The organism is Methylobacterium sp. WL19 (assembly GCF_008040005.1).
GTDB classification, from domain to species: Bacteria; Pseudomonadota; Alphaproteobacteria; order Rhizobiales; family Beijerinckiaceae; genus Methylobacterium; species Methylobacterium bullatum.
In genome coordinates, this window is record NZ_VRVC01000096.1 from 1 (window position 1) to 20,541 (window position 20,541).

Here is a 20,541-nt window from a genome sequence, read left to right on the forward strand (position 1 = left end):
GCGCTCGTGCGCGGGCCGGTGCCTTCGCGGTCGGGCCTGCGGAACGCGCCGGGCTTGCCGGGACGGTAGGGCTTGCCGCCGCTGCCGGGCGGCCGGCCCTTGCCGGCGCCGGAACCTTTGCGTCCGGCATTGCCGCGTGATGGTGGTCTGGTGGTCATCGAGTGCTCGTAACACCCTCGCCTCTCTCGGCAAAGCGCTTCGAGAACGGGGCGCTGCATGAACCGGAGGTCAGGCCGCGCGGCGACCCGCCTCAATCGTGAGGCCCGTCCCGACGGAGCCGAACGTGTCGCCGTCGACGACGCGGGCGTTCGGCACGCCCGCCACCAAAGCGGCGCGGACATGCGGCAGACCCGTCGACCCGCCGGTGAGGAACAGGGCGTCGATGCCCTCCGCCGGCAATCCCGCCTGGTTCAGGCAACGACCGATTCTTTCGGCGATGCGCCGCGAGAGCTCCTCCGTCTGAGCCACGAGGCCGGCATGGTCGAGAGTGGCGGCGAGGCCTGGCTCGACCCAGCCGAGGGCCACGCCGCCCTGGCCCGCATCCGAGGCTGCGATCTTGGCGCCCTCCACCTCCATCGCGAGGGAATGCCCGCGCTCGGCCTCCACGACGGCGTAGAGCCGAGCGATCAGGTCCGGCCGGCGCGCGTCGCGGCGGACTTCCTCGATCTCGCGCAAAGTCTTGGCGTTGTAGAGCCGATTGATGCTCGACCAGGTGGCGAGATCGTGGAAATAGCCGCTCGGCACGTCGAGATCGCCCCGGTTCATCGGGCTGCCGAGGCCAAACAGCGGCATCACCGTGCCAAGGCTGAGACGCCGGTCGAAGTCGGTGCCGCCGATGCGCACGCCGTCATTGGCGAGGATGTCGCCGGACCGGTCGACCTTGGCATGGCGCTCGGGGGAGAGCCGCACGATGGAGAAGTCCGACGTGCCGCCGCCGATATCGGCGATGAGCGCGATCTCCTCCCCCGTCACCTGCTGCTCGTAATCGAGCGCCGCCGCGATGGGCTCGTATTGGAACGAGACGTGGCGGAAGCCGATGCTCCGGGCGATCTCGCGCAGGGCATCCTCGGCACGGGCGTCGCCCTCCGGGTCGCCATCGACGAAATGGACCGGGCGGCCGTGGACCACTGTGTCGATGGCCGTTCCGGCCTGCGCCTCGGCCCGCGTCTTCACGGCGGAGAGATAACGGGCGATGACGTCGCGGAAGCGGATGCGCTCACGCCCCACCGGCGTCGTCTCCTCGAGCAGGGAGGAACCCAGCACCGATTTGAGGCTGCGCATCAGCCGGCCCGGCGTGCCCTCGACATACTCCGCCATGGCTGCGCGGCCGACGAGGGGCGTCCCCCCCGGTGGAAAAAAGATCGCGCTGGGAATCGTGACGTGGTCGCCCTCCAGCCGCAGCAGGGCCGGCCCTCGCTCGGTGACGAGGCCGAGCGTGGTGTTGGACGTGCCGAAATCGAGGCCACAGGCCGCCATGTAGGATCTCCGGACGGTCTGTCCGCTGGAAAGGGGGGGCCGCCGACCTACAGGCTGCGCTCCGCCGGGTCCACCGGTCTCAACGACCGAAATCGCCGGCCCGGCTCGCCTTCAACGCAGGGCTCCCACCGGTGAGCCGGCGCTTGAGCCGCACGATCGCTTCGCGCTGCAGCTCGCTCGCGGCGGAATGGGCGCTGGCGACTTGCGAGAGCATGTCGATGAAGTGCAGGCGCTCGGCCTCGGTCAGGTTGTCCCGCAGCAGGGGCAGCAATTCGTCGGCCACCAGCGAGAACGGCCGCCGGGCCTCGGTATAGGTCCAGGCTCGCTCGAACGTGGCTGAGATCGAATCGATCTGGAGCGGAGAATCCATGAATTCCAGAATCTTGGTCTTCTCGGCGGCGGTGACGGGGCTGCCCGTGCGCACCAGCTGGATCATGAGGATCACCGCAGCGAGCCTGACGTCCCGCACTCGCTTCAGCGGCGTGCCGATGATCTCCTCCAGGGTCGACTTTGCCCGGCGCTGAAGTCCCTTCGTGTCGCGATTGACCTCCCTCAGCGCCGTCGCGGTGCCATGTGCGCGGATGATCCAGAACAGCACGGCACCCACGATCCCGATCACTGCGACGATGACGACCATGTAAACGCGCCTTTCCCCGGAGCCGGGCCGGTCGGATGGTTGAATCGGCCATGAGCATAGCGCCCTGGCTGCAGCGGCAAACCCCGAGGGACGTCCGACCCCGCGAAGGATCGCCACGCCGCAACCGATTCGCAACCAGCCGATGCGAGCGTTCAGCCTTCCCCGAGATAGCGGTGGCGCAGGTGGCGCATGTAATCCTCGGCACCCAGGGGCTTGCCGGTGGTGGTCACGAGCAGCTCGTCCGTCTCCAGGAAACTGCCGCGCTGGTGGACGTTCTCGCGCAGCCACCCGCGCAAGGCGGTGAAATCGCCTCGCGCCAGATCGGCGGGTATGCCGGGCAGACTTTCGCGGGCGGCGCGGAACAGCTGCGCCGCCGCCATAGCGCCGAGGGTGTAGGTCGGGAAATAGCCGAAGCTGCCGCCGGGCCAGTGGATATCCTGAAGGCAGCCGAGCCGGTCGCTCGGCACGACGATACCGAGCAAATCGCGCATGCCTTCGTCGAACGCGCCCGGCAGATCGGTGATGGCGAGGTCGCCGGAGATCATCGCCGTTTCGAGGTCGTAGCGCAGAAGGATGTGCGCCGGATACGTCACCTCGTCGGCATCGACCCGAATCAGGCCCGGCTCCACCCGCGTGTAGAGGCCGTGCAGGTTCTCCGCGTCCCAGGCGCTCCCCTCGCCTGCGAAAACATCGCGCAGACGAGGCGCGAGATAGGCACAGAACTCGGCGGAGCGGCAGGCTTGCATCTCGATCAGAAGCGACTGGCTCTCGTGCAGGCTCATCCCTCGGGCATTCCCCACGGGCTGGTGCAGCCACGCAGGCGGCCGGCCCTGCTCGTAGAGGGCGTGACCCGTCTCATGTAGGACGCCCATGAGAGCGCGGGTGGCGTCGGCCTCGTCGTAACGTGTGGTGATGCGCACGTCGTCGGTGGCCCCGCCGCAGAATGGGTGCAGGCTGATATCGAGGCGTCCGCGCTCGAAATCGAACCCGGCAGCGCGCATCAGCGCCAACCCCAGGGCCTTCTGCGCCTCCACCGGGAACGGTCCCGGCAATGGCATCGGCGCCGGCATCATCGCCTGTCGGTCGCGAATCGTCCCGATCAGGCCCGGGAGAATCGCGCGAAGCCTTGAGAAGAGCGGATCGATCACCGCCCGGCGCATGCCGGGATCGTAGCCGTCTAGGAGCGCGTCGTAGGGCGCGAGGCCCAGAGCGGCGCCCTTCGCCTCCCCGACCTCCCGTTGCAGGCGCAGGGTCTCGGCGAGATGAGGCGCCAGCATCGCGAAGTCGGATGTCGCCCGCGCTTCCCGCCAGACCATCTCGGAGCGGGACGACGCCTTGGAACTCACGGCGACGAGATCGCCCGGCACGGCCGAGGCATGAAGATAGGCGCGGCGCATCTCACGCAGGTTGGCCCGCTCCCAGGCACCAAGGCCGGCCTCGTCGTCCGAGGCCTGTGCGATCAGGTCACCGGTCTCGGCGGCGGTGAGGATCTCGTGGGCAATGACCCGCAACTGGGCGAGCTGCTCGGCCCGGCCTTCCGCCGCGCCCTTGGGCATCAGCGTCTGGGCGTCCCAACCGAGGATGCCTGCGGCGTCCTCGACGGCGCCGATGCGGGCAAAGCGGGTGGCGAGGCTACGATAGGCGCGCATGGTCGTGGGTGGCCTTCTGCATGACTGAGCGCCGCCCTATCACGGGATTTAGGAGCGGACGAAGAGATCAGCGCTCCTCGGCGCGGCGTTGCTTCCTCAAGGCGTCCCAATGGTCGAGGCGGTCGCCGTAGCGGGTTTCCATGCCCCGGTCGGTGGGCTCGTAGAAACGCTGCCGGCCGAGCGCTTCGGGCCAGTAATCCTGGCCCGAGAACGCATCCGGCTCGTCGTGATCGTAGCGGTAGCCCTCGCCGTAGCCGATCTTGCGCATGAGCTTGGTCGAGCCGTTGAGGATGGTCCGGGGCGGCGGCAGCGAGCCGTGCTCCTTGGCCACCCGCGTCGCGGCCTTGTAGGCATTGTAGACCGCGTTCGATTTCGGCGCGCAGGCGAGATAGACGGTGACCTGTGCCAGTGCGAGCTCACCCTCCGGCGAGCCGAGGAAGTCGAACGCATCCTTGGCGGCGGTGGCAACGACCAGGGCCTGCGGGTCGGCGAGCCCGATATCCTCCACCGCCATGCGCACGAGGCGACGGGCGATGAACAGTCGGTCCTCCCCGCCGTCGAGCATGCGGCAGAGATAATAGAGCGCCGCATCGGGGTCGGAACCGCGCACCGTCTTATGCAGGGCACTGATGAGGTTGTAGTGGCCTTCCTGGCTCTTGTCGTAGATCGGCGCCCGGCGCTGGACGATGTCCTGCAGGGTCGCGGCATCGAAGATCTCGTCGCGCTTGGCCGAGCGCCAGACCTCTTCCGCCAGGGTCAGGCAGGCGCGCCCATCGCCATCTGCCATGCGGACGAGGACGCCGCGCGCTTCTTCGTCGAGAGGCAGCGGCCGTTCGGTCAACGCCTCGGCGCGAACCAGGAGCTTGGCGATGGCCGCATCGTCGAGGGAGCGGAACAGCAGGACGCGGGCGCGCGAGAGCAGCGCGGCATTGAGCTCGAAGGACGGGTTTTCGGTGGTGGCGCCGACGAGCGTCACGGTTCCATCTTCCATGACGGGGAGGAAAGCGTCGAGCTGCGCCCGGTTGAAGCGGTGGATCTCGTCCACGAAAAGCAGCGTCCCCTGCCCCATCGTCCTGCGCTGGCGCGCCGCTTCGAAGACCTTCTTCAGGTCGGCGATACCGGAGAAGATCGCCGAGATCTGCTCGAACTTGAGATCGGTCTCGTGGGCCAGGAGACGCGCCACCGTGGTCTTGCCGGTGCCCGGTGGCCCCCAGAACACGAGCGAGCCGAAGGATTTTCCGCTGAGGAGCCGGGTCAGGGAGCCGTCCGGCCCGGTCAGGTGCTCCTGTCCTACCACCTCGGCGAGGGAGCGCGGGCGCAGTCGGTCGGCAAGCGGGCGCGGCGCGTCGTTCTGCAGGCCGGCGGAAGCGAAGAGATCGGACATCGACGCATAGAAGACGTGGCCTGCGTCATCCCGCAATCCGCAAATGGCTCCGTCCCCGCGTTTCGGCGGATCTACCCCGGTGCAGCGGGTGCTCCTTGCCGTGGTCGAAGAGTGTCCCGCCCGCCCCGTGGATGATGCATCTGGGCGGCCTCTTGGCTCCCCATGAGAACAGGATGAACAGGGTTTGGTCGAAGGTCAGTCGTGGCCATGCGACAGCATTATTGTCGTCTCCGTCCGCCCTGAGTTCGGCATGAGCCAAGCCGGGACCTGAGCCGCCTGGCTCTCCCGCAAGCGTATCCGGACGGGTGGCCCCGGATGCCGGCCGCGTGAACCGACGTCAGACTCTACCCACCAAACACCGACGTCAGCACGGCGCCGCCCCGATTGATCGCGATCTCCCACATGCCCGAGCTTGACCGGGTCAGGCGCTCGAGGTCCTTGGTGGTGGTCACCGGGACGCCATTGATGGCGACGATCACGTCGCCGATCTGGAGGCCGGCGCGGGCTGCCATGGACCCTTCGTCGATGGACGAGACCGCGACGCCTTCGCTGGCGAAGTCCTTCTGCAACTCCTCGGCCACGGCCGGCGAGGTATTGACTAGGGTGGCCCCGAAGAAGGGCGAGCGCGTGCGCACCTTCACCGCGTCGCGCGGCCGCGTCTCGGGGGCCGAGGCGAGCTTGACCGAGACGGTGGAGCGGGTGGTGCCGCGTAGGATGCCGAACTTAGCGGTGCCGCTGATGCCTTTGAGGGCGAAGCGGTAGCCGAAGGCTTCCGGATCGTCGACGACCTTGTCGTCCACCGTGAGGATCAGGTCGCCGCGTTTCAGGCCGGCCTCTTCGGCCGGGCTCTTCGGCTGCAGGCTCGCAACCAGGACCCCGGTCGGATGGTCGAGGCCCATGCTCTCGGCGATGTCGGGCGTGACGTTCTGCACCCGCGCCCCGAGCCAGGGGCGACGCACGGTGGTGGCACCACCCTTGGCCGTCTCGACCACGGCGCGGACCATGCTGGTGGGAATGGCGAAGCCGATGCCGTGACTTCCCCCCGATTGCGAATAGATCGCCGTGTTGATGCCGACGAGCCGACCCTTGAGATCGACGAGTGCACCGCCGGAATTTCCCGGATTGATCGCGGCATCGGTCTGGATGAAGAACTGATAGTCGGATGAACCGACCTGGGTGCGCGCCAGGGCCGAGACGATGCCCTGCGTCACCGTCTGGCCGACCCCGAACGGGTTGCCGATGGCCATGACGAAGTCGCCGACCTCGAGAGCTTCCGAATCGCCCATGGGCATCGGTACGAGCCCGCCGACGGGGCTCTTGATCTTGATCACGGCGAGATCGGTGCGCGGATCGCGCAGGACGATGCTCGCTTCGAACTCCCGCCGATCTGAGAGCGAGATACGAACTTCGTTCATGTTGTCGATGACGTGGTTGTTGGTGATGACGAGGCCGGACTCATCGACGATGACGCCGGAGCCGAGCGACTTCTGCGCCCGCTCGCCCGGCATGCCCTGGCCGCGGCCCGAGCCCTGCTCACCGAAGAACCGGCGCATGAATTCGTCCATGGCGCTGCGGGATGTGCCGCGCTGCTCCACATGCGAGGCGTAGACGTTCACCACCGAGGGTGCCGCCCGCTTCACCACCGGCGCGAAGGAGAGATCGACCTCGCCCTTCGAACTCGGCACGGCCTTGGCCGGTGCATGCGCCTCCGGTGTCTTCATCATCTGCGCCTGGGCACTAGGCGAGACGGCGATGGTCGCCGTGACGAGGCAGGCGAGCAGCGGCCGATGAAACATCGCGATCTCCCGGATGGCAGGCGGCGGAGCCGCTGCAGAATCCGGGATATCTAGACGCGCCGGGGCGTCAGCGCGAGGGGTGTCACGGACGGCGGAGCGTTGCGGCGATGCGCCCTGCCCGGCGTGCGAGACTCGCGATGCAGCTCAACGAGGCATCGGCTGCCCGCTGCATCTCCGTAACTTGAAGGCGCAGGGCATCGGCGGGATTCTTCGCCGTCGACAGGGCTCGCCAATGCGCGAACGTGGCGATGCTCTCGTTGCGGACATAGGTCGTCAGCGTGTCGTTGGCGGCCGTGATCTCGGTAAACGCCGAGGCGGTGACGGCGACGGTGTTCGTCGGCGGCGAGGCGAGGTCCTGGGCCGAGGCGATGGCGCTTTCGATCTCGGCGGGCAGAAGGGAATCCTCGGCCGCCTCGCTCTCGCCTTGCGGGCTGTTGCCGGTAGGAGTGTGGCTCGTCGCCTCCTGCTCAGTGGCTGCGGTCACCACATCGGTGGCAGGTGGACTGTCCTGAGACGGGGCGTAGCCCGCGGGGGCGGTTTCCGGAGCGGCGTGAATGACGTCCGCCACACCCTGTCCGGTCAACAGCGCATCCGGTGACACGGTCTCCATCAAGGTCTCAGGCGCCCGCAAGGTCTCGCTCACGGGCAAGGCCTCAGGCTCGGTGGCAGCGACGTCGAGCGTGGATACTGAGACCGTCCCATCGTCCACAGCCAGGGTCTGCGAAACCGGCACCGAGTCGTCGGCGGTCGTGGTAGCCGTCTCAGCGTTTGAAAGTCGCGCCGATTGTCCGGCTTTGCTTCCCCCGCGACCGATCGAGCGTGCTTGTCGGCGTGTGGCCATGATTCGCGTCCCCTTCGTGCACAATCGACCGCGCATGGCCCGGCCTCGGCGTGCGCCCGTGTTCCAGGCACGTTACCGCGTCCATGCCATTTGCGCGAACCGGCACCGGGCCAGTCCGCGCGGAGGGGCTAGGATCAGCCGCTTTTGGCGGCGGACTGAGCCAGAGCGCCGAGATCCTTGACCTGAGATTGAAGCGTCGAAATCTGGCTGCGCAGGAACTCGCTCTGCAACTCGAATGCCTCTTTCAGATCGCGGGTGCGCACCAGCTTCTGGGCGAAGTCGAAGGTCGTGCTCGCATTGGTCTGAACCTGGTCGAGGCCCTTGGCGATCACGGATTGGATCGCCCCATGCGCCGTCGTCGACGAGGTCTGGAACTGTTCGGCGGATTTCACCACCGTGCCGAGCAGGTTGGTCACAGCGGTGCGGGCCTGATCGACGCTCTTTTCCGCGAAGTCGCGCAATTCGGCCGGGATCTCATAGGTCGGCGCGTTCATGTCGTTCCTCACTGAATCAACGGGAGCGACGGAATGGCGCGCCGCACCATCGATATGTTGCGGCGCAATATATTCGCTGGACACGATGCCGGAGCGGAGAACTGGTCGATCATCGCCTCGCTCATCGAGACCTGCAAGCTCAATTCCGTCGATCCGTTCGCCTATATGACTGCTACGCTCACCGCCATCGTCAACGGCCATAAGCAGGCCCAGGTTATCGAGCTTCTGCCTTGGAATTATTCGCGACAGACAAAATGCTAAAGTCTGTTGTGGCTCAAAGAGATCGTTGTTTACGCGTCAAAATATCTCGTAGACGTCTTTTTCTTCGTTCAAACGCCACTGCTTGCCAGAGAGCAGAGCGGTTAATTCATATGTGAGACGGTCGTCCATGGGGAAAGTAATGGTCGGCAGACTATCAGCATTGATTGTACTGTCCTTTATTTCTAGGGCGGTTTGCATATCAAAAATCTTATTTCCGACGCGAAACAGGGTATTTTGGGGAGCGTCGGGCTCAGGGTACGATGCGTCGAGCAAAACCCAAGGAACAGGATTGTTGCGTGATTTCATGAAAGGGCTATCGCTGACTAGACGGTCAGTCAGGATTAAACCTCCCCGACGAAGACCTGATGGCAATTCACGCGTGTCGCCTATGGTTCTGAATACGTTTATGAGGTGACCAAAACTTGGTTGCGTCAGCGTCACATAACCATAGCCGAAGCCAATGTTGTCGGCCAACTCAACCACGAAAATTTGCCCCACGTATATAGCAGGGCGCTGATATTTCGTCATTTCGACCTCTTTAACTACTTTGCCTCTTCCCCCACCGGGACATTGAAGCCACTGCGGTTGCCAAAGTTCGATTTACATTGGTGCGCAGGTCAAGGCTGAGTAGCCTCTCCGAGGTCGGTCGATAAGCAATATTATCCATTCCTTTACTGACGTTGACTGATTGACCGCTTATGGCCGCCTTGCTGCAGTCAATGTTGAAGCGGTAGCTTTCGGAAGAGTCAAGACGGGTTTCGAGCAAGTGCCCGTCTGTAGCTGCGCAATCCGGGCCCTCGTTCGCAATCAAACGAGAAGACGATAGGATTTGAACGTGCAGTCTCGGCAAGCACAGCGAGGGCCGTCAAACGAAAGGCGCGTAGTAATGGCACGCCGGCGGCTGTGTTGTGGATGCGGGCAAGCAGGATGATTCCGCGCGACGGAGTCCGGCCGCAAAGCACCACCGCGCGGGGCTTGGGCGACGGCAGCTATCCTGGTTTTCGGAAAACGTCGGTCGGTATGGGCGATACGTTTCGCGCGATCCTTCGATAAAGTTCGCTGAGCGCATCCGCATGGGCGTCGATGGACATGGGAGTGTCCCAGTAATGGGCGTGAGCGGCGCGCCCGAGCGTTTGCGCCTCGATCACGTCGAGATTCCGGAACGCGGTCGCGAGGGCTGCCCGCTCCGGCGCGACCACATAGCCGGTGACGCCGTCGATCACTTTCTCCGCGGCCCCGGACCTATCCGACGCGACGACCGGCAGCCCGACAGCCAGGGCCTCGTAGACAGTCAGAGGGCCGGTCTCGAACCACCGAGACGGCGCGGCCAGTGCCCTCGCCCGCCGAACGAGGATGGCCGATACCTCGTTCGGTGATCGCCATCCGAGCATTTCCACATGTGGCTGCGCCCGCAATTCCGCCTCCAGCGGGCCGGTGCCGATGAAGAGCGCCGGCATACCGGCATCCCGCGCCGCCTCGGCGACGAGATCTGCGCCTTTTTCGCGGGTCAAGCGGCCCACATAGGCGATGGCTTTCCCTGCCGCCGGATCGGCCCGCACTCCCGTCTCCACGCGCACGGGATTGTCGATACGATGATGGGTGACGGCCAGGGAGCCGAGAAGCCCACCCATGCGGCGGATACTGGCATCGCAGACATGAATCACGTGGAGATGGTGGTCATGCAAGGCGCGGTTCTGGGCAATGCTCCGCCCGACCCGGATCGCCTTGTGAAATCGGCTTTTCGGGTCGCAAGGAGCCGCGACGCAGGAGGCGGAGAGCGGCGTCAGCGTGCAAGGGCGATCCTGATCGAAGCGGTAATAGACGCCGTTGGGGCAGGCCAGGAAGTAATCGTGCAGGGTCACCACCAGCGGGATGCCGCTGTCGAGCAGGACGGGGAACACGCTCGGAGACAGGCTACGGGTCCATTGATGCAGGTGGACGATATCCGCCGGTTGCGGGAGGGCGCTGAGCACAGCGCGCAGACGAGCGGCGGAATTCCGGCTCCAGATGCCGGACAGTGCCGCCTCCAGGACCGGGCGGTTCCAGATGTCGGTGTTACCGAGGCAGACCCGCCGAATTTTCGGATGATCGAGGAGCGGATCCGCCGGTCCCTCGATCGCTTGGATGAAGGTGACGTCCATTCCCGCTCTGGCGAGGCCATGCGCGGATTCCACCGCGACCTTCTCGGCACCGCCGCTCGCCACGGCGAACTCTGCGAGGATCACGATATGCATGGCCTGCCCGGAACCTCGGCCGGCCTCGGGGCCCGTCATGCCCATGCCGCGACAACGACGCTAGGGGCTATCGCCTCACGTCCGGTAAACGGTACCGACCGAGCGGCAAGCCGCCATGACGGCGGCGACGGAAGGGATCGGGCATCGTCTCCTCGCGTTGGTCAAGGTGATTCCGCCGCCCCTGGCGGCGGTCAGGCGAGCCAGAGGAGGCACCCATGTCAGACCCCAAGCCAACATCCACGTCGGACACCGACGAGAAGCGCCGTGTGGATCCGGCGCCCAGCAATGACAAGACGAATCCCGAAAATCATCAGGACGAAATGAGCCAGCGACTGGACGAGGCGTTAGAAGAGACCTTCCCGTCCAGCGATCCGGTCTCGGTTAAGATCACAAAGTAATCGGCCCTAGGGACGAAAGACGCCAAAGCCGAGATGCGGGCCATCTCGGCTTTGGTATCGATCCTCTGTCATGAGGTCGCGCATCAGACCTCGCGCGACACCATCATCTTCTTGATCTCGGCGATGGCCTTTGCCGGGTTCAGGCTTTTCGGGCAGGCATTGGCGCAGTTCATGATCGTGTGGCAGCGGTAGAGCCGGAACGGATCGTGAAGGGCATCGAGGCGTTCGCCGGTATTCTCGTCACGGCTGTCGATGAGCCAGCGGTAGGCCTGCAACAGGGCCGCGGGGCCGAGGAAGCGGTCGCCGTTCCACCAGTAGCTCGGGCAGGACGTCGTGCAGCAGGCGCACAGAATGCACTCGTAGAGGCCGTCGAGCTGGGCCCGATCCTCCGGGGTCTGCTTCCATTCGCCTTCGGGCGCAGGCGTCTCGGTCTGAAGCCACGGTTCGACCGAGGCGTGCTGGGCGAAGAAGTTTGTGAGGTCGGGGACGAGATCCTTGAGGACCGGCATGTGCGGCAGCGGGTAGATCCGCACCGCGCCGTTCTTCTTGCCCTTCGCATGCTCCTGGCACTCGTCGATGCCCATGGTGCAAGCGAGCGCATTCTGGCCCTCGATGTTCATGGCGCAAGAGCCGCAGATGCCTTCGCGGCAGGAGCGGCGGAACACCAGGGTCGAATCGACCTTGGCCTTGATCCAAAGGAGGGCGTCGAGGACCATCGGCCCGCAATCGTCCCGGTCGACCTGATAGACGTCGACCCTCGGATTTGCGCCGTCATCCGGGTTCCAGCGGTAGATCCGGAATTCCTGAAGATTGTTGCCCCCCGTCGGCCGTGGCCAAGTCTTGCCTTCGGTGATCTGGGAGTTTTTGGGAAGGTTGAATTGGGCCATGGTTCGGGGTGCCTAAATCCGTCTCGTGAGTACCATCGTCGGGAGAAATTTCAGTCTTTTCCCTAGTAAACACGAGCCTTTGGCTCGATGTACTGAATTTCGTTTGACATTGTATACGTATGAACGGGGCGGTAATCGATATTCACCTGCTGGGACTTGTCGTCGAGCCACGAAAGGGTGTGCTTCATCCACTCCTTGTCGTCGCGATCGGGGAAGTCCTCGCGGGCGTGCGCCCCGCGGCTTTCCTTGCGGTTGGCCGCCGATTCCATGGTGACGACGGCCTGACCGATCAGGTTGTCGAATTCCAGGGTCTCGAGCAGATCGGTGTTCCAGATCAGCGAGCGGTCGGTGATCTTGATATCGGCTTCTCCCTGCCAGACCTTGTGAATCAGAGCCTTGCCTTCTTCCAGCACTTCGCCGGTGCGGAAGACCGCGCAGTTGTTCTGCATGGTCTTCTGCATCTCGGCGCGCAGTTCCGCCGTCGGCGTGCCGCCATTCGCGTAACGGAAGCGGTCGAGGCGGGCGAGCGCCTTGTCGGCGGAATCCTTCGGCAGGTCCATCTGGCGGGCGCCGGGCTCGACGATCTCGGCACAGCGCAGGCCGGCGGCCCGGCCGAACACCACGAGGTCGATGAGCGAGTTCGAGCCGAGGCGGTTGGCGCCGTGCACGGAGACGCAAGCCGCTTCGCCCAAAGCCATCAGACCCGGCACCACCGTATCGGGATTGCCGTTCTTCAGGGTCAGCACCTCACCATGATAGTTCGTGGGGATGCCGCCCATGTTGTAATGGACCGTCGGCAGGACCGGGATCGGCTCCTTGGTGACGTCGACGCCCGCGAAGATCTTCGCCGATTCCGAGATGCCCGGCAGGCGCTGATGCAGAATCGCCGGATCGAGGTGGTCGAGGTGCAGGTAGATGTGGTCGCTCGTCTTGCCAACGCCGCGGCCGGCGCGGATCTCCATGGTCATCGAGCGCGAGACCACGTCGCGCGAGGCCAGATCCTTGGCGCTGGGAGCATAGCGCTCCATGAAGCGCTCGCCCTCGGAATTGGTAAGGTAGCCGCCCTCGCCGCGGGCGCCCTCGGTGATGAGGCAGCCGGCGCCGTAGATGCCGGTGGGATGGAACTGCACGAATTCCATGTCCTGCAGCGGCAGACCGGCGCGCAGCACCATGGCGTTACCGTCGCCCGTGCAGGTATGGGCAGAGGTCGCCGAGAAATAAGAGCGGCCGTAGCCGCCGGTGGCCAGGATCGTCATCTGGGCGCGGAAACGGTGGATCTCACCCGAGGCCTGATCGATGGCGATGACGCCCAGACAGCGGCCCTCCTCATCCATGATGAGGTCGAGGGCGAAGTATTCTATGAAGAAGTTGGTATGGTTCTTCACCGCTTGGCCATAGAGCGTGTGGAGCATGGCGTGGCCGGTGCGGTCAGCCGCCGCGCAGGTGCGCTGGGCGGTGCCCTTGCCGTAATCGGTGGTCATGCCGCCGAAGGGGCGCTGATAGATCTTGCCTTCCTCGGTGCGCGAGAACGGCACGCCCCAGTGTTCGAGCTCGTACACCGCTGCGGGTGCGTTGCGCACGAGGTACTCGATAGCGTCTTGGTCGCCGAGCCAGTCCGACCCCTTTACGGTGTCGTACATGTGCCAGCGCCAATCATCGGGCCCCATATTGCCGAGGGAGGCCGAGATGCCGCCCTGCGCCGCCACGGTGTGCGAGCGCGTCGGGAACACCTTCGAGATGCAGGCCGTACGCAGGCCGGCCTGCGAGCAGCCCACGGTGGCGCGCAGACCAGCGCCGCCGGCGCCGACGATCACAACGTCGAACGTATGGTCGATGATGGAATAGGCCGGCGCGCCGTTGCCGTTGGTTCCGTTGGTGGCCATGGGCAGATCCTTCGGGTTCTGGGGCGGGTCAGACGAGCTTGCCGAGGCTCACGCGCAGGATTGCGTAGAGGCAGGCAACGGCGACGACGACCGCGTAGGCATTGTTGGCGAACAGGCTGGCGAGCTTCAGCCCCTTGGCGTGGACGTAATCCTCGATGATGACCTGCATGCCGATCCTCATGTGGAGCGTGACCGAGATCACGGCGAGGATCAGGACGAGCGCGACGAGCGGGTGCGACATCAACGCGACCGCTTCCGGGTACGAGCGGTTGGCCATCATCGCGACGATCACCACGAAGGCGAGCATCAGCGGGGCGTTGGCGGCGGCGGTGAGGCGCTGCTGCCAGAAGTGACCGGCCCCGTGGCCGGAGGCACCGAGGCCCTTCACCCGGGCGCGTGGGGTCCGCATGGTCACGTTCGTGTTCTGATGGTTGTCTGCCATGGCGATCGCTCCTCAGCGTAAGATGAGGGCAAGCGCCCATATCAGGACGGTCAGGATCACGGAGCCGATCAGAGTGGCGCGGGCGAGGCCCATGCGCTGCTCGCGGTCGAAGCCGTAGCCGAAATCCCAGATGAAATGGCGCAGGCCACCCAGCATGTGATGCATCAGGATCCAAGTGTAGACGAATAGGACCAGCTTCCCGATGATCGAGCCGAAGAACCACGCTACCCAGCCATAGGCCGCCGGACCGGAGGCGAGCGCCACGAGCCAGATCGCCACCAGGGCGGTGCCGCCGTACAGCGCGGTGCCGGTGATGCGGTGGAACACCGACATCGCCATGGTCCAGGTCCAGCGGTAGATCTGGAGATGAGGCGAGAGCGGCGGAGCGACCGTGGGTCTGACAGTAGGTGCCATTCTGCGAAAGTCCTCGGCGCTGTGGAGCCAATGCCAGCAGGGATGCTGCTCAGATTGGACCGTCTCTAAAGGGGTACGGCCCACGCGCCAATGCGCAAGCCGTATCGATGTGCATTGCGGTGTGACACACTCAACCGATCGTCATTCAGCTCGCGCTCATGAAAACCGGCCCAGAATGTTCCACCAGAGGTAGTCCAGCGGAGCGATGACGAAGAGTGAGGCGAGGCCGACCACGAGGGTCAGGATCGTCGCCGACCGGAGCGGTACCCGCCCCAGATCCATTGCCATCACGATGGGTGGGGCTTGGTAGGGCAGGAACAGAGTCGAGTATCCCACGACCTGGATCATCACCACGTTGGCGAGGTCCAGTCCGCTCGCGCGCGACATCTCGCCGGCCAAGGCCGTGTAGAGGGCCGGTGCGCCGTTGGCCGTGACGACGATCGCGAAGAGAGACGCGATGGCCGTCAGCACGCCGAAATTCTGGGCCGGCGCTCCGGGTTCCAGGGGCGCGACCTCGAGCAGAGCATGGCCGAGCCTGGAGCCCAGACCCGTCTCGTTGACCACTGCCACCAGCCCGAGCAGCGCGGCCACGTAGAAGCAGGTCCGCAGGTTCACCGCGCCGAAGGCTTCCGCAGGCAATACGCCGATGCGGGGGAGGAGGCAGATCACCGCCGCCGTCAACCCGACCCAGGCCGGGGCGATATGGTGGAGGCTGTCCGTCACCCAGAAGGCCAAAGTCAGACCAAGAATGATCGTGAGTCGCCGCTCCTCCGGCGAGAATGCCGGTGCGGGCTCGTCCGTATCCACGGCGGCGGCGCTCATTTGGTCCGGGAACAAGCGCACGATGGCTGCCACGAGGATCATGCCCTTCACGCCGGCGAGGACGGGGGCGTGGAGCAGAAGGTAGGGCAGATAGGCGAGGTGCAGGCCGTATTGCGTCTCTGCGGTGCCAGCCATGACGAGGTTGGGGACGTTGGCGGGCAGGATCGCCGCGGACAAGAGCGGCGTCGCCAGGGCTACCGCGAGAACCGCCCCGCTCCGGCCGGGGCGGCCGGGCTCCAGGCCGAACGCGTCACAGAGCGCCAACACCACCGGGATCATCAGCGCAATGCGCCCGAGGTTCGAGGGCATCACGAAGGCAAGGGCAAAGGACAGGGTGACGACGGCGCCGATGAAGCCCGTGTAGGAGCCCGATAGCCGGCCGGCGAGGCTGCGCGCTAGGCGGGTGCCGAGGCCGGTCCGGGTGATCGCGAGGCCGACCACCATCCCGCTCAGTACGAGCCAGAAGGCCGACGAGGAGAAGCCGGAAAAGACAGTCGATGCAGGCGCGAGCTTCAGAAGCATCGCGGCGGCAAAGAACAGCATCGCCGTGACCACTTCGGCAACGATGCCGGTCGCCCACAGGCCCATGCAAACGACGAGCAGCATCCCGGTCACGAGAACCGTCTGTTCATCTGCGAGGATGGACGCCGCCTGCATCTGCGGGGAATGCTCCGCTGGAGCCGGGCAGAATGGGTCTCCCGTCTCACCGCGCGGACATTGATCTCGAAATGGAGTGGTTCGCAATTCGGATGTCGCCGACCGATCCTTCGCAAACGGCGAAGGATGGTCGATGCGTCGGGTGTCGAGAACGCGGTTCAGCGCACCCGTTTTTCCTGGTCCACGGCAAAGCGAATGAGATCGGCCAAGGTCCGGACGCCGAGCTTCTGACGCATGGCGGAACAGGTGTTGAGGACAGTGCGGTACTTGATCGACAATGTGTCGGCGATGCTCTGATACGAGGTCCCACGGCTGAGGAGGGAAAGGATCTCACGCTCTCGGTTGCTCAGATCCGCCAGGGGCGAGCGGCGGGCTCCGGCCTGCAGAACTGCGATCTCTACCGCGAGGTCGTGATCGAGGTAGCTTCGCCCGGCGCGTACCGCTTCGAAGGCCTTGAGGAATTCCGCTATCCGAACATCCTTGAAGACGTAGCCGATGGCGCCGCTCTCCAGGGCGCGCGAAACGATCACCGGGTCGTTGTGCATGCTGAAGGCGAGGATGCGCGTCTCCCGCGCGAGGGTGTGGATCCGCCGGATCAGCGACAGGCCGGACAGCCCCTCCCCCTGCAGGCTGAGGTCGGCCACCACCATCGGCGGGCGCAGGCGGTGGAAGATCCGGTAGGCGGACATGATGTCGGTGGCTTCGTGGATGGTCTCGACGCCGGCATCCTCCATGAGGCGCCGGAAGCCGCGCAGGACCACGGGATGATCGTCCACCACGAGAACGGCGGTCACGGCGATACGCGTCCCTCGCCCTGGAGCGAATAGCGCTCCTTCAGCCTCGTGAGGGCGGTGGCCCGGTCGGCTCCCTGCTGGCGGGTGTTGTAATAGTGCTGGCACATCTCGCCGAAGAGCTGCTTGCGATGGGTCGCGGCGGCGACCTCCTCCAGCCCGTCGAGAAGATCGGCATAGGGTTCGGGCTTTCCCGCCTCGGCCAGCATCTCGCCGAGCTGGACGATGCGGTTGGCCATCATGCGCGGATCCTCGATGAAGACCTCCTTGGCACGGGCGAGGCTGTGGCGGAGATGCTCGGTCTGCGAGCCCACCTCCGCGGCGGGCCTGCCGATCTCGCGGCTCGCGAGCCACCGGGCCGGCTCGGTCGGGTCCGTATGCGAGAGCCAGGTCGGAACGTCGGCGTCGGATTTCGTGGCGACGAGGGCCTGATCGCCGGTGCTCGCGGCCTCGCTGCCGGCCTCGTCGCCCTTGTCGCAGGCCGCCAGGGCGAGGGGGAGGCACAGGATCGCGTGGCTGATCCGTTTCATCGCACCGCCTCCGGGTTCGAGCCGACGGCGAGGCTGCGCGGCCCCTCCGCCACGGGGATGCGGGCGGTTTCCGTCAGCGATTTCAGGTCGATGACCGAGACCGAATCCGAGAACCAGTTCGCCACGTAGGCGAAGGCCCCATCGACCGCGATCCCTTCGGGGTAGCGCCCGACCGGGATCGTCGCCTTGAGGCCGAGGCTGCCCGCGTCGAGCACCGCGACGGTGCCGGCCTGCTGGTTGGTGACGAGGACGAGGCTGCCGTCCTCGCTAGTCGCGACGCCGTAGGGCATCCCGCCGATCCTCACCGTGGCCGTCACCGTCAGGCTGCCCGTGTCGACGACGCTGAGGTCGCCGCTGCGGACATTGGCCACGTAGAGCCTGTCTTCGGCGGGGCTCAGCCCGAGGGCGAACGGCCCCTCGCCCACCGGCACCGTCGCCACCCGCTCCATGCGCGCGGCGTCGATGACACTGACCTGCCGGCTCTCGCGGTCGGCGACGTAAAGCCGTCCCTTGCGGTCGAGGACGAGGCCGGCCGGGTCCTTGCCCACGGGGCATTCGCCCTCGACGGCGCCCGTCGATGCGGAGAGGCGGACCACCCGTCCCCCGGCCCAGTCGCCGACGAAGAGGCTCAGCCCGTCCGCCGAGGCGGCGATGCCGAAGGCCTGTCCCGGAAACGGCAGGCGTTGCAGGACCACACGGGTTCGCCCGTCGACCACGTCGATCCCCGCGTGGTCCGGCTGACTCAGGTAGAGGCGGCCGTTCGCTCCGGCCGCCACCTGCGCGATCCCCTGCCCCACCGCGATGGTGGCCGCGACCGTGGTTGCCCCGGCCTCGATGCGGCTCAGCGTCCCGGCTCCCTGGCTCGCCACATAGACGGGCCCGGCCTCCACCCGAGGGGTGGAGAGCGTCAGGACGAGACCGGCAAGGAGCATCGGGCGCAAAGGAGTCATCGCGCCGTCTTGCCCTCCAGGCGCGCCTTCAGACCCTTGAGCCCGTTGCTGAAATAGAGGTTCATCGCATCCTTACCGGCGGCGTCGCTGAGCTCCTCCGGTGGCTCGTTGCCGGTGTCGCCGCGATAGAAGCGGCCGAGCCACTCGACCTTCGAGCCCTCGCCCTCCGGCGTCACGGTGATCGTCGCCGAGTAGGACGAGACCGGCAGCGCCTTCAGGTCGGCATCGCCGAGGCGGTAGGAATAGCTGCGCTTGGCCGCATCCCATTCGTCGAGGCCTTCCTCAAGGGTGCCGCCGTTCTTCAGGGTCAGCGTGCGACGGCCGCCCGAGGCGTTGCCGCCGGTGCCGACGCTTTTCGCCACGTCCGGATGCCAGTTCGAGATGCCGGCGAAATCGCCGACCACGGCCCAGACGGCATCGGGCTTTGCCGCGATGGCGATGGACTGATCCACCTTCTGCGGCGTCGGGCCGTGCGCGAGGGCCGTGGTTGCGAGGAAGGCGGTGGCTGCCAGGGGAGCGAGGAACGCGGACGGCAGGGCAAAACGCATCGATCAGACCTTCTTTACCAGGACAAAACGGCCGACCCCGAACAGAGGGGCGGCGAAGACGGCGAGGATCAGCGCGAGAGCGATCCCGCCGAAGACGGGGCGCAGGTCGAGGCTGCCGGGGAGCGGGCGCGGGGTCGCCGCGCGGACCAGCGCGGGGCCGAGCCCGGCAGGGCCGTCGAGATGGGCGTAGGTCAGGCCCGTCGCCTGAGCGAGGGTCTTGAGGTAGGGCTCGCGAACCGAGGAGAGATGCTCGGTGCCGGAGGCCGCCGCGGCGCCGAAGGGGGCGTTGCGCGGGTTGTAGCCCTCGCGGCTCTCGGCATCGGCGGGGGGCGGTCCGAACCGGTTCTCCTGCTGGACGTCGCCCGAGCCGTAGAACCCGGTCTCGCGGCCGCGATCGTTGTAGCGCGGGATCGGCGACAGGGCGTAGGCCCCCGCTCCGACGATGAGGCCACGCACGGCGCCCGGCTTGCCGTCGAAGGCGGGGCCACCTGTGCTCGGCAGGGGCGGCGCTTCCTGGCCATCGGTGATGAAGACGATGTCGGTGCCGAGACTGGCGGCCATCTCTACCGAGCGGAACAGCCCGGCGGAGATGCGGCTGTCGCCTTCCCAGGCCATGCGCCAATCCAGGGCGCTCAGCGCCCCGTCGAGGGGGGCGAAATCGGCGCAGACTTCGATGGGGGTGAACAGGAGGAACGGCCGGCGCTCGGTGAACAGGCCCAGTGCCACCCGCGACCCGCAGGGCAGCGAGGTGACGAGTTCGCGCAAGGCCGCCTTCGCCGTCTCCAGACGACTTGCCGGTTTGCCGTCCGCCCCGACGTAGTCGCGGACGTTCATGCTGCCGGTGATGTCGAGGACCGCGAGGATCTCGACGCCGTTGCGGGTCAGCGGCAGGGGGCGAGCGACGAAAGTCAGCGCTACGAGAGCCAGTGCGCCGGCCAGGAGCTGGAACCGCCGGTCGCGCAGGTTTCGCCGGACCAAGCCGGGCGCGCTCACGGCTCGCCCCGCGGCTGGCCGGGGATCTCGGTCCAGATCTTCTTCGGTTCGGCCTTCAGCTCGTCGCCGGTCTTGCGGTCGAATTCGGGGAAGTCGCGGAGCAGGCGCGAGGCCACGTCGAGGTTGAACTTGGCGTCCCACAGGTCCGGCCGGCCCTGGAGCGCGCGCCGATAATCCTGACGGGCCAAGGTGATGAGCGGTCCGGCCGGATCGAGGTTGCTCCGTTCCAGATGGTCGAAGGCCTGGCGCAGGCGGGCATTGCCGAGCGCATAACGGGCGCGCGCGGAAAGTTCGGTCTCGCCCCGGCGGTCGAGGGATTCGATCAGCGGCTCGATCTCCTCGGTCACGCCGCGACGGGCGAGATGCTGAACCCGCGCCAGCAGGAGCTGAGCCGGGGCGTCGAGGGAGACCGGGACGTCCCGGCCGGCGGCGAGCGCCGCGATCGCGGCGTTGT

At 66.2% G+C, this 20,541-nt stretch carries 21 protein-coding genes and 1 pseudogene; 2 read left to right on the forward strand and 20 right to left on the reverse strand.

Translation table 11 applies throughout. The annotated features are described in order from the left end of the window. Nucleotides 1–228: 228 nt before the first annotated feature. From FV220_RS17720 to FV220_RS17750, 7 genes are all read right to left on the reverse strand, one after another. The gene (locus FV220_RS17720) at nt 229–1,476 is read right to left on the reverse strand and encodes an Hsp70 family protein (protein WP_147832733.1); all 1,248 of its coding nucleotides are present in this window, start codon (nt 1,474–1,476) and stop codon (nt 229–231) included. Nucleotides 1,477–1,555: 79 nt separating this feature from the next. Next, nucleotides 1,556–2,113 carry a TerB family tellurite resistance protein gene (locus FV220_RS17725; RefSeq protein WP_018044508.1) on the reverse strand — a complete coding sequence of 186 codons (558 nt, stop codon included), beginning with the start codon at nt 2,111–2,113 and terminating at the stop codon, nt 1,556–1,558. A gap of 152 nt (nt 2,114–2,265) precedes the next feature. Then, on the reverse strand, nt 2,266–3,762 hold the full coding sequence (locus FV220_RS17730; RefSeq protein ID WP_147832734.1) for a carboxypeptidase M32: 1,497 nt from the start codon (nt 3,760–3,762) through the stop codon (nt 2,266–2,268). 67 nt (nt 3,763–3,829) lie between these two features. Beyond that, nucleotides 3,830–5,146, reverse strand: a complete 1,317-nt coding sequence (locus FV220_RS17735; RefSeq protein WP_147832746.1) for a replication-associated recombination protein A — start codon at nt 5,144–5,146, stop codon at nt 3,830–3,832. A gap of 344 nt (nt 5,147–5,490) precedes the next feature. Beyond that, entirely contained in the window at nt 5,491–6,942 is a 1,452-nt protein-coding gene (locus tag FV220_RS17740; protein ID WP_147832735.1) for a DegQ family serine endoprotease, read from the reverse strand. 82 nt (nt 6,943–7,024) lie between these two features. Beyond that, on the reverse strand, nt 7,025–7,675 hold the full coding sequence (locus FV220_RS17745; protein WP_147832736.1) for a hypothetical protein: 651 nt from the start codon (nt 7,673–7,675) through the stop codon (nt 7,025–7,027). Between the two features lie 242 nt (nt 7,676–7,917). After that, nucleotides 7,918–8,277, reverse strand: a complete 360-nt coding sequence (locus FV220_RS17750; protein WP_056146297.1) for a phasin — start codon at nt 8,275–8,277, stop codon at nt 7,918–7,920. 60 nt (nt 8,278–8,337) lie between these two features. Between FV220_RS17750 and FV220_RS17755 the strand changes: the two are divergent. Further along, a pseudogene (locus FV220_RS17755) lies at nt 8,338–8,538 on the forward strand (transposase domain-containing protein); the annotation flags it as partial. Nucleotides 8,539–8,574: 36 nt separating this feature from the next. On the opposite strand, the gene FV220_RS17760 reads toward FV220_RS17755, so the two are convergent. Beyond that, on the reverse strand, nt 8,575–9,066 hold the full coding sequence (locus FV220_RS17760) for a hypothetical protein (RefSeq protein ID WP_147832737.1): 492 nt from the start codon (nt 9,064–9,066) through the stop codon (nt 8,575–8,577). Nucleotides 9,067–9,527: 461 nt separating this feature from the next. Beyond that, nucleotides 9,528–10,772: a glycosyltransferase gene (locus tag FV220_RS17765; RefSeq protein ID WP_246689484.1), complete on the reverse strand. Its 1,245-nt coding sequence runs from the start codon at nt 10,770–10,772 to the stop codon at nt 9,528–9,530. 215 nt (nt 10,773–10,987) lie between these two features. On the opposite strand from FV220_RS17765, the gene FV220_RS17770 reads away from it, so the two are divergent. Beyond that, entirely contained in the window at nt 10,988–11,170 is a 183-nt protein-coding gene (locus FV220_RS17770) for a hypothetical protein (protein WP_018044516.1), read from the forward strand. A gap of 83 nt (nt 11,171–11,253) precedes the next feature. Here FV220_RS17770 and FV220_RS17775 read toward each other — a convergent pair whose 3' ends face one another. The 11 genes from FV220_RS17775 to FV220_RS17825 all read right to left on the reverse strand — a co-directional run. Next, entirely contained in the window at nt 11,254–12,057 is an 804-nt protein-coding gene (locus tag FV220_RS17775; RefSeq protein WP_147832739.1) for a succinate dehydrogenase iron-sulfur subunit, read from the reverse strand. Between the two features lie 62 nt (nt 12,058–12,119). Next, a complete protein-coding gene (gene sdhA, locus FV220_RS17780) occupies nt 12,120–13,940 on the reverse strand; it encodes a succinate dehydrogenase flavoprotein subunit (RefSeq protein ID WP_056162432.1) in 1,821 nt (606 codons plus the stop codon). A gap of 28 nt (nt 13,941–13,968) precedes the next feature. Further along, on the reverse strand, nt 13,969–14,382 hold the full coding sequence (gene sdhD / locus FV220_RS17785) for a succinate dehydrogenase, hydrophobic membrane anchor protein (RefSeq protein ID WP_147832740.1): 414 nt from the start codon (nt 14,380–14,382) through the stop codon (nt 13,969–13,971). 12 nt (nt 14,383–14,394) lie between these two features. After that, nucleotides 14,395–14,796, reverse strand: coding sequence for a succinate dehydrogenase, cytochrome b556 subunit (gene sdhC, locus FV220_RS17790; protein ID WP_056146279.1), 402 nt, complete (start codon nt 14,794–14,796; stop codon nt 14,395–14,397). A 156-nt stretch (nt 14,797–14,952) separates the two neighbouring features. Further along, nucleotides 14,953–16,275: an SLC13 family permease gene (locus tag FV220_RS17795; protein ID WP_147832741.1), complete on the reverse strand. Its 1,323-nt coding sequence runs from the start codon at nt 16,273–16,275 to the stop codon at nt 14,953–14,955. A 158-nt stretch (nt 16,276–16,433) separates the two neighbouring features. Next, nucleotides 16,434–17,069 (reverse strand): response regulator transcription factor, encoded by a 636-nt coding sequence (locus FV220_RS17800; protein WP_147832742.1) that lies wholly within the window; start codon nt 17,067–17,069, stop codon nt 16,434–16,436. Continuing rightward, entirely contained in the window at nt 17,066–17,596 is a 531-nt protein-coding gene (locus tag FV220_RS17805) for a hypothetical protein (RefSeq protein WP_018044523.1), read from the reverse strand. The genes FV220_RS17800 and FV220_RS17805 overlap by 4 nt, the downstream gene beginning before the upstream one ends. Beyond that, entirely contained in the window at nt 17,593–18,546 is a 954-nt protein-coding gene (locus FV220_RS17810) for a YncE family protein (RefSeq protein ID WP_246689485.1), read from the reverse strand. Before FV220_RS17810 ends, FV220_RS17805 begins: the two co-directional genes overlap by 4 nt. Then, a complete protein-coding gene (locus FV220_RS17815) occupies nt 18,543–19,094 on the reverse strand; it encodes an SRPBCC family protein (RefSeq protein ID WP_147832743.1) in 552 nt (183 codons plus the stop codon). The genes FV220_RS17810 and FV220_RS17815 overlap by 4 nt, the downstream gene beginning before the upstream one ends. Before the next feature lie 3 nt (nt 19,095–19,097). Next, on the reverse strand, nt 19,098–20,087 hold the full coding sequence (locus FV220_RS17820; protein ID WP_147832744.1) for a vWA domain-containing protein: 990 nt from the start codon (nt 20,085–20,087) through the stop codon (nt 19,098–19,100). Beyond that, a partial coding sequence (locus tag FV220_RS17825) for an MxaK protein (RefSeq protein ID WP_147832745.1) occupies nt 20,084–20,541 on the reverse strand: 458 nt, incomplete at its 5' end. The genes FV220_RS17820 and FV220_RS17825, both read right to left, overlap by 4 nt.